The 18,304-nt window shown below is 44.9% G+C and carries 11 protein-coding genes; 3 read left to right on the forward strand and 8 right to left on the reverse strand.

Features of this window, described 5'->3' with window-relative positions; genetic code table 11:
- The first annotated feature begins 157 nt into the window (after window positions 1-157).
- Both CRN95_RS00375 and leuB read left to right on the forward strand, forming a co-directional pair.
- Entirely contained in the window at window positions 158-2,623 is a 2,466-nt protein-coding gene (locus CRN95_RS00375; protein WP_159462247.1) for an FISUMP domain-containing protein, read from the forward strand.
- Between the two features lie 50 nt (window positions 2,624-2,673).
- Window positions 2,674-3,765 carry a 3-isopropylmalate dehydrogenase gene (gene leuB / locus CRN95_RS00380; protein ID WP_014547244.1) on the forward strand — a complete coding sequence of 364 codons (1,092 nt, stop codon included), beginning with the start codon at window positions 2,674-2,676 and terminating at the stop codon, window positions 3,763-3,765.
- A gap of 139 nt (window positions 3,766-3,904) precedes the next feature.
- Here leuB and CRN95_RS00385 read toward each other — a convergent pair whose 3' ends face one another.
- The 8 genes from CRN95_RS00385 to lysS form a co-directional block, all read right to left on the reverse strand.
- Window positions 3,905-5,026: a hypothetical protein gene (locus CRN95_RS00385; protein WP_097019787.1), complete on the reverse strand. Its 1,122-nt coding sequence runs from the start codon at window positions 5,024-5,026 to the stop codon at window positions 3,905-3,907.
- Between the two features lie 158 nt (window positions 5,027-5,184).
- On the reverse strand, window positions 5,185-6,492 hold the full coding sequence (locus CRN95_RS00390) for a hypothetical protein (protein ID WP_097019788.1): 1,308 nt from the start codon (window positions 6,490-6,492) through the stop codon (window positions 5,185-5,187).
- A 1-nt stretch (window position 6,493) separates the two neighbouring features.
- Window positions 6,494-7,105, reverse strand: coding sequence for a DUF4423 domain-containing protein (locus CRN95_RS00395; RefSeq protein WP_255405729.1), 612 nt, complete (start codon window positions 7,103-7,105; stop codon window positions 6,494-6,496).
- 163 nt (window positions 7,106-7,268) lie between these two features.
- Window positions 7,269-7,865, reverse strand: coding sequence for a nucleoside monophosphate kinase (locus tag CRN95_RS00400; RefSeq protein WP_014547240.1), 597 nt, complete (start codon window positions 7,863-7,865; stop codon window positions 7,269-7,271).
- Between the two features lie 108 nt (window positions 7,866-7,973).
- A complete protein-coding gene (locus tag CRN95_RS00405; RefSeq protein WP_088629586.1) occupies window positions 7,974-10,490 on the reverse strand; it encodes an ATP-dependent Clp protease ATP-binding subunit in 2,517 nt (838 codons plus the stop codon).
- Window positions 10,491-10,504: 14 nt separating this feature from the next.
- The gene (locus CRN95_RS00410) at window positions 10,505-11,185 is read right to left on the reverse strand and encodes an ABC transporter ATP-binding protein (protein WP_088629585.1); all 681 of its coding nucleotides are present in this window, start codon (window positions 11,183-11,185) and stop codon (window positions 10,505-10,507) included.
- Window positions 11,178-12,425, reverse strand: a complete 1,248-nt coding sequence (locus CRN95_RS00415) for an FtsX-like permease family protein (RefSeq protein ID WP_088629584.1) — start codon at window positions 12,423-12,425, stop codon at window positions 11,178-11,180. Before CRN95_RS00415 ends, CRN95_RS00410 begins: the two co-directional genes overlap by 8 nt.
- Window positions 12,426-12,449: 24 nt before the next feature.
- Entirely contained in the window at window positions 12,450-13,955 is a 1,506-nt protein-coding gene (lysS, locus tag CRN95_RS00420; protein ID WP_088629583.1) for a lysine--tRNA ligase, read from the reverse strand.
- A gap of 686 nt (window positions 13,956-14,641) precedes the next feature.
- On the opposite strand from lysS, the gene CRN95_RS00425 reads away from it, so the two are divergent.
- The gene (locus tag CRN95_RS00425; RefSeq protein WP_097019789.1) at window positions 14,642-18,244 is read left to right on the forward strand and encodes a hypothetical protein; all 3,603 of its coding nucleotides are present in this window, start codon (window positions 14,642-14,644) and stop codon (window positions 18,242-18,244) included.
- Window positions 18,245-18,304 lie beyond the last annotated feature (60 nt).

Genomic DNA, 18,304 nt, shown 5'->3' on the forward strand with positions numbered 1-18,304 from the left:
TTTTAAGTACAAATTTCATACAAGGAACCTTGTTTCAAAGCACCAGTAATTTATATTTTATAAAGAAAACTTTATATAAACATTATTGCAGCGGTCATCAAAATAGGGCTCTATGAGAAATAAAATTTTCATTCTACTAACAGCATTTTTGTTAGCCATGACATCCTGCGGAGATGACAAGTCATCCGTTTCCGCACCTGATGATGAAACATCTCAAGAAGAGGATTCTAGTTCATCTAGCAAAAAAAGTTCCAGTTCGAGCAAGAAGGGCTCCAGTTCCAGTACTAGTTCCAGCTCTTCCCATAGGGCTCCGCTTTCGTCAAGTTCCCTTTTCGATGTCTCTAAAATCGAGACGGGCTCGTTTACCGACAAGCGCGACGGTCACAAGTATAAAACCGTTACCATTGATGGGCAAACATGGATGGCACAGAACCTGAACTACGCGAAAGCATCTAGCATCGGTTGCCATAAAGGAGACAACAAGGACTGCACCAAATATGGAAGAATCTACACTTGGGGTGATATTCTCGATTCCACTAAATCACATTGTGGACTCCATGATAAGTGTAGTCCGCCTCTACAGGGAATTTGCCCGGATGGATGGAGAATTCCGGCTGCATGGGAATGGGTTGAGTTGCTAGACAAACTGTATGGGTCGTCGCCCGATTTCCACAAATGGTCTGGTCTCTCTCCGTATCTATTTTCCAAGGATAATGATTATTACGAGGGAATTGATGCGTATGGTTTATCAATCGCCGTCCCGGGAAAAGATGATCAAGCAGCCCTTGATTTCTTTACAATTACGCAATGGTCGTCCGGTTCACCAGACTTCATTAGATTCTCCTATTCGGGAGCCGGAGTCCATGGTCCCGCAAATGTTACGGACTCAGCCTCGTTGCGGTGCATCAAAGGAGATTTGATTCCCGATGTAACTAGGCCGACGACTACATTGGGTGTGCGTGGCGATGACCGCAAGGTGTGTAACGGAGTTGAACCAGAATCTTTTATTAGCACAAAGGCTTGCAATAAAAACGGAGAAAACAAGTGTAGAAAAGAAGCAGACGGCAGCACCTATATTTCAAAATGGATACGCAGTTCTAGCGATTACTATTTTGAATATGGCCCATTTAATCTATTCATTGAAGAAAAAGGCAAAAAGACGTGCCCCTTTGAATGGCATATTCCTGGCAGAAGCGAATGGGAAGATCTTCTATATACTGCCGGTGGCTCCTGCTATGCAGGGTACACGCTCAAGGCGCAAGAAGGATGGGGCGACGATTACGCCCTTGATGCACTTGGTGTCGGTATTAAGCCCATGGACAGTGATGGGGTCACATTTCCTATAGGAGGGAGCAAGAAGGGCGAAATAACGGGAACCGTAATATTTAAGAAAGGCTCGAATATCGCGACTTTAAGTGACGATACCGCGAACGTGTCCGGGGTGCTTTGCATGAAGGGTCGCCTTATTGATGATACATTGAGTTTAATGAACCCCAATCTTGAATATGGGGAATTTACCGATAAACGCGATAACAGGACTTACAAGACCATAGACATCGGGCACACCAAGTGGATGGCGGAAAACCTGAATTTTGAGACTGACAGCAGCATCTGTAATGGAGGAACCCGCGATATTAATTCGTTCTCATGTAACCGATACGGAAGGTATTATCTGTACGAAGATGCGTTGACGGCCTGCCCTGCAGGGTGGCGCCTGCCCACAAAGGAAGAATTCGACACATTGGTGTATATAGCCCCTAGTAAAAAAGCCCGTTATTTGGTATCCGAGGAGAATGATACCTACAAGGGGTACAACACTTTGGGATTCTCGCTTATAATGAAAGGGTATATATGGAATGGCAGGGATGATTTTAGAGATACGGCTACCTATCTGTGGTCAAGTACAGTGTACAAAGATTCTGCGGTATACACCTTGGTCGCCTATAGAGTTGCCTATACAGATTCTGCGTACGTTTCTAAAGCATACGCCAAGGAAAACTCTAAGTTTAACGTCCGCTGCGTGAGCGAAGAGAAGGTGGCGTACGGGTATAAGGGGACATACGGCACGCTTGTCGATGAACGCGACGGCCATGAATACAGGACTGTAGAAATCAACGGCACGACATGGATGGCCGAAAACCTCAAATACGAATCTAAAAACAGCACCTGCAGAAAAGATTCCTGCGACATCTACGGATTACACTACACTTACCCGTTTGATTCAACAGGTTCGAACCCCCTCTGCCCCGATGGTTGGCATGTTTCGACGACCGCAGATTGGGATAGCCTGCTCGCCTTTGCCCAAGCAAACGATTCAGCAACATATGCCTACGATTTGAGATACACATTCAGATGGCCTTCATACAGCCAGGGTGGTGATACGTATGGCATGAGCATTATCCCGAATACCTGCTACCGGTATAATGACGGCTACGACTTGGCCAATGTCAGTGACGAGGCCGTGGCGTGCATTGGTGCGGAAGACGTTGTAAACGAGAGGGGCTACTATTACATCATGTCGTCTACCCAAACCAATCGCGTGAACAAGAGAGTTTATAAAAGATCGATAAACATGAGTAACAACCTCTACCGCTTCGGAATCCGCTGTGTCAAGGACAAATAACAGCAAAAGTTTCTATCTTTACGCCGTTCAAATTTAAACAAGGATTAACAATGAGCAAGAATTACAAGATTGCAGTGCTCCCGGGCGATGGTATCGGTCCGGAAGTGATGAAAGAAGCTGTCCGCGTGCTGGATGTCGTTTCCAAGAAGTTCGGTTTCGACGTGAACGCCGAATGGGCAAACGTCGGTGGTGCAGCATACGACGAAAGCGGTTCTCCGCTTCCGGAAAGCACCCTCAAGCTCGGTGAAGCTTCTGACTGTATTCTTTTCGGTTCTGTCGGTGGCCCGAAGTGGGAACACCTTCCGCCGAACCTCCAGCCGGAACGCGGCGCTCTCCTCCCGCTCCGCAAGCACTTCAAGCTTTTCTGCAACCTCCGCCCGGCCCGCGTCTATAAGGAACTCGCAGGCGCATGCCCGCTCCGTGCTGACATCGTTGGCGATGGTTTCAACATCCTCACTGTCCGCGAACTGACGGGTGATGTTTACTTTGGCCAGCCGAAGGGCCGCGAAGGCGTTCCGGGTTCCAAGGAAGAAATCGGCTTTGACACCATGAAGTACAGCCGCTACGAAGTCGAACGCATCGCTCGCTTCGCTTTCGACGCCGCTATGCTCCGCAACAAGAAGGTTGCCAGCATCGACAAGGCCAACGTGCTCACCACGAGCGTTCTCTGGCGCGAAGTCGTGAACGAAGTCATCAAGGACTATCCGGAACTCACTCTCGAACACCTCTACGTGGACAACGCTGCCATGCAGCTCCTCAAGCGCCCGCGTGAATTCGACGTGCTCCTCTGCCCGAACCTCTTCGGCGACATCCTCACCGACGAATGCGCAATGCTCACCGGTTCCATGGGTCTCCTCCCGTCCGCTTCTATCGCCGAAGGAAGCTTCGGTCTCTACGAACCGGCCGGTGGTTCTGCTCCGGACATCGCAGGCAAGGGTATTGCTAACCCGCTCGCACAGATTCTCTCCGTGGCCCTCATGCTCCGCTACACCTTCAAGGAAGAAGAAGCTGCAAAGGCTATCGAAGCTGCTTGCGAAAAGGTCATCGCTCAGGGTTACCGCACTGGCGATATCTACCAGGAAGGCTGCACCAAGGTCGGCACGACTGGTATGGGCGACGCTATCATTAAGGCCCTCGCCTAATCGCATTGTCATTCCTGCGAAGGCTGTCATTCCCGGTTCCGACCGGGAATCTCCTTTTACAAAAAAAGCGACCGGATTTCTCCGGCCGCTTTTTTTTGTAAGAAGGATAACTTAACCTTCGCGAATCAGACGGTTTTTATTACTTAGCGCAACCCGTGCCAAGCGTACCTTCCAAAACGGATTCGCACTGAGTCTTCATCGCAATAGCTTCGTCGCTACCTGCCGGGAATTCAAGGCATTCGCCCAAGACACCCGGAATGTCGCAAGAAACCATGTCGCCAGACTGCGTTTCACCAGAGCCCTTGTTTTCAGGATCCTTGTTTTCAGGATCTTCTGTTGCGGTAGATTGAGCCGGCATGAATTCCTTGCAAGCCTTCTGTTCGATTTCAAAAAGCGTTGCCTTATCAAAAGATGTACTAGAAGATGCAATGTTCAAGTATGCATCAGCAGTGCAATAGTGGATGCCGCTGAAATCGGCAAAGTTCTTGGAAACGCATTCAAGATGGGACATCGGGTAAATCGAGTAGTTCATATTGACATAACGTCCATCTTCTGGATCAAGGAACACAAGCTTCTTCTTGGGAACCGTATCGCCCTTCAAGTCTTCATCCTTATAGAAGTAGCTCCATTCAGCATCATCCATGGTAAAGTCGCATTTTGTTTCAGGCACAAACGTATACTTGTCAAACTCACCACCTTCAATACCGGCCCTGCACGCATTCTGCACGTTATGAAAGACATTTTCGCGAGTTCTATTTGCAAAGTAACCTTTTTCCGTCGTGCTAGAAACATAGATAACCGTGTTTCCATCTTCGTCACAAGAACGTTCACCCACAAAAATGCCGTCAGAAGACTTATTTGAAGAAGTCGGATCAATGCGGCACATCATGCTCGTCATGCTGCCCGTATAGCGGATGGAATCGCGAATGACAAGGTCTTCGCCCTTGATTTCATACGTTGTTGTAATCTTAGCATTGTTCTTTCCATCACTCCCCTTGTACGAAATCGTCCAGACATCGTCCGTAGCCGCAAAGCCACAGGGATCTGCTTCTTTCACAGAAGAACTGGACGGTTCTTCAGCAACACTCGAAGAACTTGCAACCACAGAACTAGAACTCGGAGAAGACTCAACAGAACTAGAAGACACCTTCGTATCAGGCGTATCAGAAGCTGACACTGGAGATGAGGAATCATCACCGCAAGCCATAAAATTCATAGCCATAGAAAGAGAAAGGCCAAGGCCTATCTTTTTGTAATTCATATATAACACTCCTTTTTTATTTTAATCGTAAGGCCAAATATACAAAGTTTATACATAAAAAACAAACTTTTTCTAATAAAAAAAGCAATCAGATTACTCTAGTCGCTTTTTACATTTTCACACAATCGCAAATGAATTACTTAAAAACAAACAACAACTTAATCACTTAAAGACATGCAATGATCGAAAAGGGAATCAACAGCAACTTCCATTTTTTCTGCAAGAGGTTTTACAATCTTATCCTTATATTCCCCATATTTTTCATAAAACTCAATTGTAGTACTATGTGACCCATCGGCGCATGCAAACTGTAGAGGTCGAGGATTGTCACAAGGAGCAGAACCAAATGCCTTACTCCGTCTTATCTCATGTAAATTATCCAAGCTATCAAGGGCATTTTTTAAACATACTTTCGTTAAATCAGAAAGGGGGACTGTATCATTTTCAACCTTATTCTTCTTTCTATCGAGATAGAGCCTTGCGTCAACCGAAGCCATATCAATAGCACTTTCTTCCGAGAACTCGCATTCACAGAAAACCGTCTCCACATAAATTGGTTCACATGTTCCATCGTAAGGATGAGAATCCGTCATTGGAACATTAGCCAAATTATACCAGTCAATACTTATAATATTAAAGTCTGTATTTTCTGCATTATAGTTGAATATAAATCGAACGCCCTTTAAATGTGCGAGGACATCTTCCATTGGCACAAGTCCAATTTCAGACCAATTTTGATTATCAGTGTAAAATCCAAATCCACCCCACATATTGCACAATTTTTTACTTTTAGACAGAGAATTTTCAGAATCCCACGAATATGTACGGAACCCATAAGTAGATATTTTATTTAAACTAGCAATAGAATCACTAGGTATAAATTCTACCGTAATATCCCCCGAATATTCCATACAAATTCCTTGCAAAGCGCTAGCATCGACTTCTTTAATGTTTCCCAAAGAATCCTTCCCCGCAAAATAGAATTCCACAGAAGCACGCCTGTCAAATACATTTTCGGCATCGGAATCAGCTTTATTTTCATTCAATTCATATACAACCTTACCACACAAGCTACCACCGCACTTGTCAATCACATCGGCAAGTGCCATGGAATCATATTCGGCCGTAGCCACACCAGGCCATTCAAATCGTACATTGCCACCATCGCTCTGTTCTACATGCCAAGTCCAAATACCCGAAGTATTCGTCCCATTATCGAAACCTGTGTGCACGCGGTATTCCGATGTACGGTTCCACATTTCAGGCGACCATATACACCCTTTTTCCACGGCTTCCAAGGAATCCTTCACGCCAGCCACACTGCACAGCACAGGCGATCGCAGGTTATTCAGATTATTTCCCATATTCGGAACACTCGTCGATCCCGAAACTGGAGATGAATTGTCGGAGCAAGCCACAAAAAGAAGCGCACCCAAAGCTATCAAGCTGTAAATTCTCTTGTTCATATTATTTGTCCTCATCTTTATTCAATTTCCAGGTTAGCGGGAATAGTTGCATATTCAAATGATAAATTTGATCAGCCTTTTCTATTTCCGAAGGCATTGCGGCAATTTTTCTTCGAAACGAATCGATTTCTTGCACAATGCGTTCATAGCATTCGCGATTGACCGTAAAAGTCACACTAGACACGCTGCGTTCTTGTGGTTCAAATCGTTCAATTGATTCATCGGCAAGCTGCAACATTTTGTGCTGCATAGCGTGCACGGCATAGGCCATACCTTCCTTTGACGCGGCTACATTCTTTTCGGTCTGGCGATACGAACCATCCGCACCTTTCTTCAGAAATCCCGCCTTCGTCAAGAATTCGAGCGATTTGCTGACTTCTGCGGCTGTGATTTCGTTGCAGCAAGTTTTAGCAATCTGCCCTGGAGTGGCGCCAGGCATCATCGGAGCAAGTTCGCGAACAACCTGATTTTTCCAACCATCGAAATACTCGACAGCTTCTTTATCGACGACGCGTACTTTGTACTCAAGCGCAATCCGACGCATTTCTTTCCAATACGGCATTTTGGATTCGTCATCCTTGGCATTGCAAAAATTGACAAGCGCCTTGAAAATGACACAACCTTAATAATTTAAAGCGATAAAAAAGGAGATTCCCGATCAAGTCGGGAATGACATACTAAAGAGGAGGAGCCCGCTCGATGGCGAGCATAACAGTTCAATAAAAAACACCCTGCCGCGAGGCAAGGTGCATTCTGAATAAGTTTCAGCGAACGAATTAAGCGTTCTTCGTGAAGTCCACGTATGCCTTGAGCACGTCGAGGAAGACTTCGTCCGGAGTGTTGTCGCCAACGATGTGGCTGATGATCTTCGGATCGTACTTTTCGAGAACCTTAGCGGTGGATTCCTTGTAAACCTTGAGACGGTTCTTGATGACGTTTTCGTCAGCGTCGTCCTTACGGCCTTCGATCTTAGCGCGGTTGAGGAGGCGGGCAACGATAGTAGCTTCGTCCTTGATGTCGAGAACGAAGATGTGCTTCACGTCAACGATCGGCTTGATGAGATCGACCTGAGCAACCGTGCGAGGAATACCGTCGAGGAGGAGGGTGTCCTTTTCCGGGTTGAGCTTGTTCGTGTTCACGAGGCCTTCAACAAAGCGGCCGAAGATTTCAACGGTTGCTTCATCCGGAACGAGGAGACCCTTGCTGGAGTAAGAAGCAAGGAGCTTGCCGGATTCGCTAGACGGAGCGATGCCACGGAAGATGTCGCCCGTGGAGAGGTGCTTGAGAGCGGTCGTAGCGGCGAGCTTTGCGCCCACAGTGCCCTTGCCAGAACCCGGTGCACCGAAGATAAGAACTGCAGAAATCTGAGACATTTATAACCTCATAGGTTGATTGTTAATTTTCGCGACAAATATAGAAAAAAAGATGACCCCGACACCCTGGAACTCGTCCGGGGCAGGCTCAGCCGAGGTAACAAAGCACTACGACTTGATCTTTTCGCACTTGAACGAGAGCTTGCCATTTTCAACGCCCACGTAAATCGTGGAGAAGTCCGTCATCGTCCCGAGCAAAAGCCCTTCGGCGATTTCGTCTTCCACCAGATTCTGAATGGAGCGGCGGATCGGGCGTGCACCCAGCGAAGCATCGTAATTGTGGTTTACGACAAATTCCTTTGCTTCCTGGCTCATTTCCAAGAGGATACCGCGATCGGAAAGATTCTTCTGCAAGAATCCCATCTGGATATCCACGACAGAAACGAGGTCCTTCTTCGAGAGAGCTCGGAACACAATCTGTTCGTCCACACGGTTCAGGAATTCCGGAGAGAACACGCGCTTGACTTCTTCACGAATAGCGGTTTCCATGCGTTCGTAATCGTCGGTCTCGCCCATCTTGGTAAAGCCCATGCCACTGCTATGGCGAACTTCACGGGCACCAGCGTTACTCGTCATGATGATAATCGTATTCTTGAAGTTGATCTTGCGGCCATAGCTATCCGTCAAAATGCCATCGTCCAAAATCTGGAGGAGCAAGTTGTAAATGTCCGGATGCGCCTTTTCAATTTCATCGAGCAACACCACAGAATACGGATGCTTGCGAACCTTTTCGCTCAGCTGACCACCGCCATCTTCAAAGCCCACATATCCCGGAGGAGCGCCAATCAAGCGGCTCACGCTATGCTTTTCCATGTATTCGCTCATGTCGATACGCACAAGCGAATCTTCGCTACCGAAAAGTTCCTTGCAAAGCACCTTCGCGAGTTCCGTCTTACCCACACCCGTCGGGCCCAAGAAGAGGAAGCTGCCCATCGGGCGCTTGTTGTTGCGGATGCCTGCACGGCTACGGCGAATGGATTTCACAATTGCATCCACAGCCTGGTCCTGCCCAATCACGCGCTGCTTGATTTCATCGCCAAGGTGGATGAGCTTTTGAGCTTCTTCGCCACCGAGCCTGCGAACCGGAATTCCCGTCATCTTGCTGATGACGTCACGGATAACGTTGTCATCGACAATCGGCGTTTCGGATTCTTCGCTCTGCAACTGCTTTTTGCGTTCGGCAATGCTGTTCTGCAATTCTTCTTCGCGAGCGCGAAGCTGGGCTGCCGAAGTGTAATCCTGGTTGGCGACAGCCTCTTCCTTTTTCTGGAGGCATTCGCCAAGTTCGTCTTCCATGTTCTGCAAATCCTGCGGAATCTTGATGGAATTCAAGCGCACGCGTGCGCCCGCTTCATCGAGCACGTCAATGGCCTTGTCCGGCAAGAAGCGTTCGCTGATGTAGCGTTCACCAAGTTCAACGGCAGCACGCACAGCATCCGGCGTATAACGCACATTGTGATGTTGTTCATACTTCGGGCGGAGGCCATCGAGAATTTGGATAGAATCTTCGACCGTAGGCGGATTCACGACAATCGTCTGGAAGCGGCGTTCAAGAGCCGGATCCTTCTCGATGTACTTGCGGTATTCGTCAAAAGTCGTTGCGCCAATGCACTGGAGTTCACCACGTGCAAGAGCGGGCTTAAAGATGTTCGAAGCATCGAGGCTGCCTTCAGAGCCGCCTGCCCCCACAATCGTGTGGAGTTCATCGATAAAGAGAATCACGGAATTGCCAACGCGCTGGAGTTCCATGATGAGGCCCTTCACGCGTTCTTCAAACTGGCCACGATACTTTGTACCTGCCACCATGGCGGCAACGTCAAGCGTCACAACGCGCTTGTTCGCAAGCAAATCCGGAATCTTGCGCTGCACAATCTTGAGAGCAAGGCCTTCAATAATCGCAGTCTTGCCCACGCCCGGTTCACCAATGAGCGCCGGGTTGTTCTTTTTGCGACGGCAAAGGATCTGGATCAAACGTTCAATTTCTGCTTCACGACCGATAATCGGGTCAAGCTTGCCTGCGCGAGCCATCGCCGTGAGGTCACGACCGAAATGTTCAAGAATCGGCGTCTTGGAACGGGACTGCGGATTCGCCTGACGAGTTTGCGTATAACGTTCACGCGGTTCATCTTCGGGCTGACCATCATCCATCGGCTGTCCGTCAGCCTGGCGCTTGATTTGCATCAGCATTTCCTGATAGTTTTCAAACGTCACGTTGTACGTCGAGAGCGTTGCTGCCGCCGGAGAATCGGTCTGCTGCAAAATGGCAAGCATCAAGTGTTCGGGGCCAATGAACTGGACGCCCTCTTCCTTGGCAATCTTTGCTGCATTGTAAAGCACAGCCTTGCACTGCGCCGTAAAAGTCAAAAGGCCGCCGTGGGCATCGCCACCGACCGTCATGAGGCCACCGTTCGTACTCAGCGCACGCTGGATGGTTTCACTGAGTTCTGTCAGGTTGACCTTCAAAGCCTTGAGCGTTTCCGAGGCAACACCAGAATCCTCGCGAACAAGACCAAACAAAAGGTGTTCTACCGTTACGCAGTCGCTCCCTAAATTGCGGGCCGCAATACGTGCCGCCTGCAGCGCTGCTTTTGCCTTAGCTGAAAAAATACCGTTAATATCTGCCATAAATTTCCTTCCACCTACTCCGCATTCTGAATAACACCATTATGCATAATCACACGGCGTTTTGCAAACTGAGCCAGTTTTTCATCGTGCGTCACTATCAAGAACGCCTGATGGAATTTTTCATTAAGTTCGCCAAAGAGTTCGTTCAATTTCGCCGAATTCGCTTCGTCCAGGTTACCGCTCGGTTCATCTGCAAAAACGAGAGATGGGCTATTCATGAGCGCACGCGCAATTGCAATTCGCTGGCGTTCGCCGCCCGAAAGTTCTCGCGGCAAATGCTTGAGGCGTTCCTTGAGTCCAACCGTTTCCAAAAGCATTTCAGCACGTTCACGGCATTCCTTTTCGGGAGTCCCGAGAATGCGGCCCGGCACACAGACGTTTTCGAGTGCCGTAAATTCCGTCAACAAATGATGGAACTGGAAAACGAACCCAACATGCTTCCGATGGTACATATCGCGTTCTTCGCTACTGAATTTACTGAGCGGCTTGCCCTTGAACAAAATCTCACCCGAAGTCGGCGTATCAAGCATTCCGACCAAATTCAAGAACGTCGATTTGCCGGAGCCCGACGAACCCGTGAGCGCCACAAGTTCGCCCGCATCCATCGAAAAATTCACGCCCTTGAGGATTTCAAGTTTTTCACCCGTCTCGGAGAAAACTCTGCGAAGGTCGACTGTTTGCAATAAACTACTCATGTCTAATCGCCCCCACAGGATCCAAACGGCTTGCTTTCCATGCCGGCAAAAGCGTTGCAGACACGCAAAGCACAATACCAATCAAAAAAATCAAAATGACGTCAATCGCATGCACCGAAATTGGGAAATACGGAATCACGTACACATCGCCCGGCAACTTAATGAAGTGGTAAGCCTCTTGCAGTTTGCACAAGATAAGCCCAATCGAGCCACCCACAACGGTACCGCCCACGCCAATGAAACTACCCATCAGCATGAACACGCGCATCACGCCCGCCTTGCTAAAGCCCATGCTACGCAAGATGCCGATTTCCTTTGTCTTATCAATCACCACCATGATAAGCGAGCTAATGATGTTGAATGCAGCGACCAAGATAATCAAACAAATCACCGCCGCCACAATGAACTTTTCGTAGTTCATCCACTTGAGGAGCGTGATATTTTTGGACTTCCAATCCATCCCGTAGTACGGATAAGAGAGCCAAGTCGCCATGCTATCGACCGCCTCGCCCGCTTTCCAATGATCCTTGATGCGGAACTGGATGCCGGTCACGGTGTTCCCCATGCCGAGCAACTTCTGCAAATCCGAAATGCCGACATACGCAAGGTTTCCATCGTATTCGTAAGTACCCGTCTCAAAGATGCCGCTCACCACGCACATCATCATCTTCGGGCCACCAGCACTCATCGCCTCGTCTGGACTCTGGAATGTCTGCAACACGAGTTTGTCACCAACGACAACGCGCAAGCGCGCCGCAAGCCCAGTCCCGAGAATAATTCCCGGACGGAGTTTGCCACCCATGTCCTGCAAACTATCGACAGAGTATTCTCCCCACTTGATGTACTTGTGGATATCCGTCACGCCCTTAGCAGTCGCCGGGTCAATGCCGTAAATGACAATGCCATCGTTCACCTTCTTGGAGCTGATGCCCACCTTGTAAACGATAAACGGCGACGAAGCGACTACGTCAGGCACACGCTTTTGCACTTCCTGCGTGAGGCTATCGTACGGACCAATCGGATTGCCATTATACGCCATCAGTTCAAAGTGAGCGTCCTTCCCAATCATCTGGGCTGTGACCTCTTCTTCGAAACCGTTGACCGCCGCAAGCGCCACCACCAGCGCAAACACGCCAATGGAAACGCCGAGCATACTGAAAATACCAATAAGCGAAACAAAGAGGCTCTTGCGTTGAGCCCCCAAGTAACGCCAAGCAATGAGGAGTTCGAGTTTGTTCATCTTAGGCGAGAAATAAACGAGATGCTACACTTCCGGCTTCATGAGCGGGAAGAGCTGCACGTCGCGGATGGTCTGCTGGTTCGTGAGGAGCATGACCATACGGTCGATGCCAAAGCCCACGCCGCCCGTCGGCGGAAGACCGCTTTCCACAGCGTGCATGAAGTTTTCGTCCATCGGGTGGGTTTCACCTTCACCACCGCGTCCACGACGCACCTGGTCTTCCAAGAGTTCGCGCTGGCGGATCGGGTCGTTAAGTTCGGTATAAGCGTTACCGAGTTCCCAGCCGTTGGCATACGGTTCGAACTGTTCAATGAGGCCTGCAGTCGTGCGGTGCTTCTTGCAAAGCGGAGTGCTTTCGGTAGGCATGTCCTTGATGATCGTCGGCTGGATGAGCTTGCCTTCCACCGTGAGGTCGAAGAGTTCCAAGATGCCACGGCCACGAGTAAATTCACCATCGAGGTGACCACCGAGTTCTTCCATCTTGGCCTTGATTTCGTCGTCGCTCATGTCGTTGACCTTGATACCACCGAACTTTTCAATGGCTTCGATCATGCTGTAGCGCGGCCACGGAGCCTTGAAGTCGATTTCCTTGCCCTGGTAGTTGATCTTGGTCGTACCGTTAGCGGCAATGCAAGCGCGTTCGTAAATGTTTTCGAAGTGCACCATCATGTCGTTGTAGTCGGCGTAGGCTTCGTAGAATTCGAGGCCAGTGAATTCCGGGCTATGCGTACGGTCCATACCTTCGTTGCGGAAGTTCTTGCAGAACTCGAAAACCTTTTCCATACCGCCGATGATGCAGCGCTTGAGGTAAAGTTCCGGAGCTACGCGCAAGTAAAGCGTCATGTCGCAAGCATTGTGGTGCGTCGTAAACGGACGGGCGTTTGCACCACCATAAATCGGCTGCAAGGTCGGGGTTTCGACTTCGATGAATCCCTTTTCAATGAGGTATTCGCGGATTGCCTGCATAATCTTGGAACGCTTGATGAAGACTTCCTTCACATCGTCGTTCAAAGCCATGTCGATATAGCGCTGGCGGTAGCGGGTGTCCACGTCGGCAAATTCGTTGAACACAACCTTATTGCCATTTTCGTCAATCTTTTCCTTGGCGACCGGGAGCGGGCGCACAGCCTTCGAAAGCATCGTCACCTTTTCGGCACGCACAGAGTATTCACCGCTCTGCGTTTCGAACATCGTACCGTTCACACCGATGAAGTCACCGAGGTCAGTCATCTTCACGATTTCGTAGTTTTCTTCGCCCACTTCGTCACGGGCAACCACAACCTGCAAGCGGCCATAGCGGTCCTTGAGGTGCATAAAGCACATCTTGCCCTTGCGATTGAAACGCACAACGCGGCCGGCAAATGCAACCGGTTCCTTGGTCACCATCAAGGCATCCTTGTTTTCCTTCAAAACCTTGGAATCATGGGTCCTGTTAAACTTGTGCGGATAAGCATCCACACCCATTTCCTTGAACTTGTCGAGCTTAGCCAAGCGAGCCATCACCTGGTCATTCATGTCTTGCATTGCCATATTATTTACCTCGTGAATAAATCACGTCTTAAATTTGAACGGGGTAAAGATAGCTTTTTAGTAGACAGTAGGAAGTAGTAAGTAGGAAGTTCGCGGCCTTAAACAGAACATACAGCCCCATTTTGCCAGTTTTATGCTATTAAAATAGTATTTTTGTGTTTTTAGTAGCACATTTTTTACTTTGTCTAACAAATTTCAGACCGAAAACTAAGCGTACATACTACAAAATCTGGCATTTTTCACTTTTAGTAGCATATTCAATGCGAAAAAACACCAGACACGGCACAAATCCGTATAGTTTGTATAAAATTCATGCTACCAAAGAAGAGATTCGTCCATTTTAGTAGCACATTTTTGGATTTTACGCCATTTTAGGGAACCGCAAACTGCACCCAAACGCGCCGAATTCTTCGTCATTTTAGATAAGCATTCCATTGACCCGCGGATAAAAGACTCACCCACGATTTCCGCATTTAAAGCGAGAGTCTATCCGCACGCAAAGCCCTGAATTTTATAAAAGCATCTGTTTTTTACTGAATGACGAAAGGCTCTTCAGTCAAAAAGATCTATATTAATTTAACAAAAAAATATAGAAACGATATTTCTAAAATTGATTGTAGAACTAATTCAGAAAAAGTTAAAGGGTGATGAATAACAAGGCTTGAAGCAGAAAAGAGGAAAACATAATGATAGATGATTATATTTTACAGAAAGACCGGAACATAATAAATTCATATTTGAAAAAAAATGAATTTCCTCCCAAAGAGAAGTATATTGATTTCTCTTGGAATCCTACCTTATTCTTTGCAAAAATCATTCTAGCTTCGCAAAATCATACGGCGTTAACCGAAACGGCCATACATACAGAAATTGTTGAATATAACCAAGCAAAAGGAACGAATGTTTCGCTAGATTATTTGTTAAACCGATTCTGGTTAAGAAATGTTTTGGGGCAAATAAAAATCTCAGGAGCAGTATTACGATTGTTCTTGGATGATAAAATTGTAGAAATACCAAAAGAGATTAAAGACGATGAATTAGTAGAAAACTTCCTTTTTATGGAGTTCTTAGTAAAAAAATACAAATACGAAGATTCAAGAACCTGCGAGATTTCCTCGGAAGTATTTGACTCAATATACATAGGATTCAAGAATTTTTACCCCCAAATGTCCGAATTAGATACTCTTTTGCAGGAATATTCAATAACAAAAGAAGAGGATAAATATGTCTTTGTATTGTGGAGGCTAGAACTAAAAGTCGATAAAGGCTTTTTATCGTCGTACATTTTATACTCATTGTTCCAAATTAGAGATTCCTCACAGGATGCAAAATCACTAAAAGAATGGTTGATTGCCACAAAGTTTATTTTTTGTCCAGAAGCATTTGAATCCCTTTCTGAATGGCATAAAGAACGTTTTATAAAAACAGCCCTGGAATTGTTGAAAAATGAATATGATTTGGAAGATGGTCGTGAGAATGAAAAATTTTTATTGAACGAAGATTTGAGTTTTTGCTCTTTTTATTCAGCAAAAGACATTATATTGAGAAATGGATTGTCTGATTACACTATAGAATCTAAAGAACCTTTTGTTCAGTGGTTAAAATTCTTTTCAAATCGAGAGAGAGGGGTAGATCTCTTAGATTTTTCGATTCGTGAGGATTGTGTAAAGCTCCTGCAATCACTGCTGATTTACGCAATAAAGAATCCACGAGTCATTAATGTTTTAGACTTATTTGAAAATAAGTCATATTTACTATATCAAACAATCTTTTACCTAATTCGATTTAATCCTACTCATTTATTGGCATTTATTGATGATAAAAGATATGGATTATTTTTCTTTTGTTCATTTATCATATTATGTGAGGATTCGTTCAAAAAAAAGTTTGCTGATGAACATATTCCTTTTAAACTAGTTGATAAATACACGATTTTATTTTGTGAAAAGAATTTGATCTGCAAAGAGAATTATCATGATGCTTCTTTGCTTTTAGTGTTTTTGATTGAAGGAATGTACAACAGCAAATGGCCATTTTTATACAGAAATGTTTATGAAAAGGTTTGCTCATCACCCATATTTAAAAAACCAACAAAATCTTGTGTTGCGGCGGCTTTGGACTGCTTTGAAAAAAATGCCAAAGATATATGGACTCAGCGTATTTGGCAAATAAAAATAAGTGAATTTAAATATTTATTCTTTTTTTATATAAAGGCTGAATCGTTTGAGAAAAAACAATGTTTTGATTTGATAAAGACATTGTACGAAAATTCTGTTCTAAAAAACGAAAAGTTCAATTATTGGAGAGAATGGAATGAAATTGATTCGTTTGAATGGGGAGTTTTTTTTAATCAACTCTATGAACTAGATGAATTAAAAGTTTTTTGCTTAGATATTTTCAATTATCTCAATTTTGATGAGAGCGAAAGTGATTTTGATAAAAAGTATTCTGGTCCAAAAAAACTTCGTTTGCATCTAAAATTATTGTGCACGGTCTATTCTGAATGGCGTAAGTATGAAAGCAATGAGAAAGCGGAAAGGCTGGAAGAATGTATTGTTATAATTCTTCAAAATTGCTTTGTAAATAAAATTGAATCGAAAAAGATAGCCATTTTTGACCTACTATACGAATCAAACTTGGGTTTTGATTTTAGTACGGAACTGTTTCCGCAGGTGATTGACGTATTGAAGTCTTTTTCTGAGCCGAACAGAAAGAAGGTTCTGCTGGCAATGTCAAAAGGCGATGACTTAAGACTGATGACAAAGACGTATAATTTAATGGATGATGAAGAAGATCAACGCTTTTTAAAGGGGTTGATGGACTTTTCAACAGATGTCGAGAAATCAATCTCATTTTTTGACGATTACATTTCTTTTTTGCAAGATTTATATAATTCACATATTAACAATGAGTTCGCAGATAAGCTATTTGAAAAATTGGATAGTTCCATCAAAAATAGAGCAAAGGGACTGATAATCGCGCCCTTTGTATTGAATGCGCAAATTTTGAAATTATATAGTCTATTTTGGCATAACAATCAAATGGGTTTACTTGAATACAAGAGTCCTTATAAGGATCCAGATGGACGGTATAAAGATGGCTTGATTAGTTTGGAAAATGAGCGGTACTTTTTGCTGACTCGAATGTATATGAAAAATGGAAAGAATGAGGAAGCTCAGAAAAATGTAAAAAAGATTAGATGTCAAGATTCTGATTATTTTGCTTTGAAGTACAAGTCTTTTGCACTTTATATATCCGTTTTTTACTCGAAAAACAGCTGCAATTATGCAGAATTGTTAAAACAATGTGACTCGCTAATTAGAGTGACAAAAAATAAAATGGGAGAAAATAAAAAAATATCGTATGAAGGACTTCAATATTTGTACTACGCTAAAGCGAGTCTTTTAGAAAAGATTGGGGATTGTGATAAGCTCTATCAATTCTATAATTCTGTAGAAAATAATTATCATACCAAATTGGATTTCGCCAAACCGGTTGCGACTTGTCTGCTCAATAAAGGACGGAATATAGAAGCTTTTAAAGTTTGTAATGCTATTCGACCATCTGAAAAGGAAAAAACAGAATATGAAAAACTAAAGAAAAGCATTCCAGCAGAAGATGAAATTTCTCGCTTAGCTAGTTCTTATAGGGAAATCATATGTTTAAGCAAAGAAGATCGATTCAAAGTTTTGCCGGATGTTGTGTGTAAACATCGAGAAAACGTTGGCAGTTTTGTTATTCATTCAATATATTTTTGCTTGGAAAAAATTCTTCGGAAGATTAAAACACTAAAACTTTTGCCAGAAGATAATAAAACTGATTTAATTCAGATAACACTTGAAGCATATCTAAAGACTTTAAATTACGAAAACGATAAAGATCAACCGCATCGAGGTCTTTCGTCATCGAAGAAACAAGCCGGTGAGTTGGATTTTGTATTAGATTTTGATACATATTCCGTTGTTTTTGAAGCCGTAAGATGTGATTCGTTTAATCAAAATGTAAGAAAACATATTTTAAAAATATTCCATTATGATTCGTCAAAGAGAATTTTCGTTAACTTGTTGTATTATGAAGGAAACAATTCTGATTTCTTGAATCATTGGGAAATAATTACTCAAAAAACATCCAATAATTCAGATGTCGTGTATCCACACAATTTTAAATGTTTGTCTTGTAAAGATATCTCTAATGAATTTGGAAATGCTTCAATTAAAGTTTTGAAAAATACTCATGAAAACGAATTAGAATTTTATCATATATTTGTCAATTTAAGTTATGCGGATTAATTTTTTTAATGGGCATGAAATTAACCTTTTAAAAAGCCAATTTTCACAACAAATCGGAAG

The sequence above is a fragment of the Fibrobacter sp. UWB16 genome (assembly GCF_900215325.1).
Classification (GTDB): domain Bacteria; phylum Fibrobacterota; class Fibrobacteria; order Fibrobacterales; family Fibrobacteraceae; genus Fibrobacter.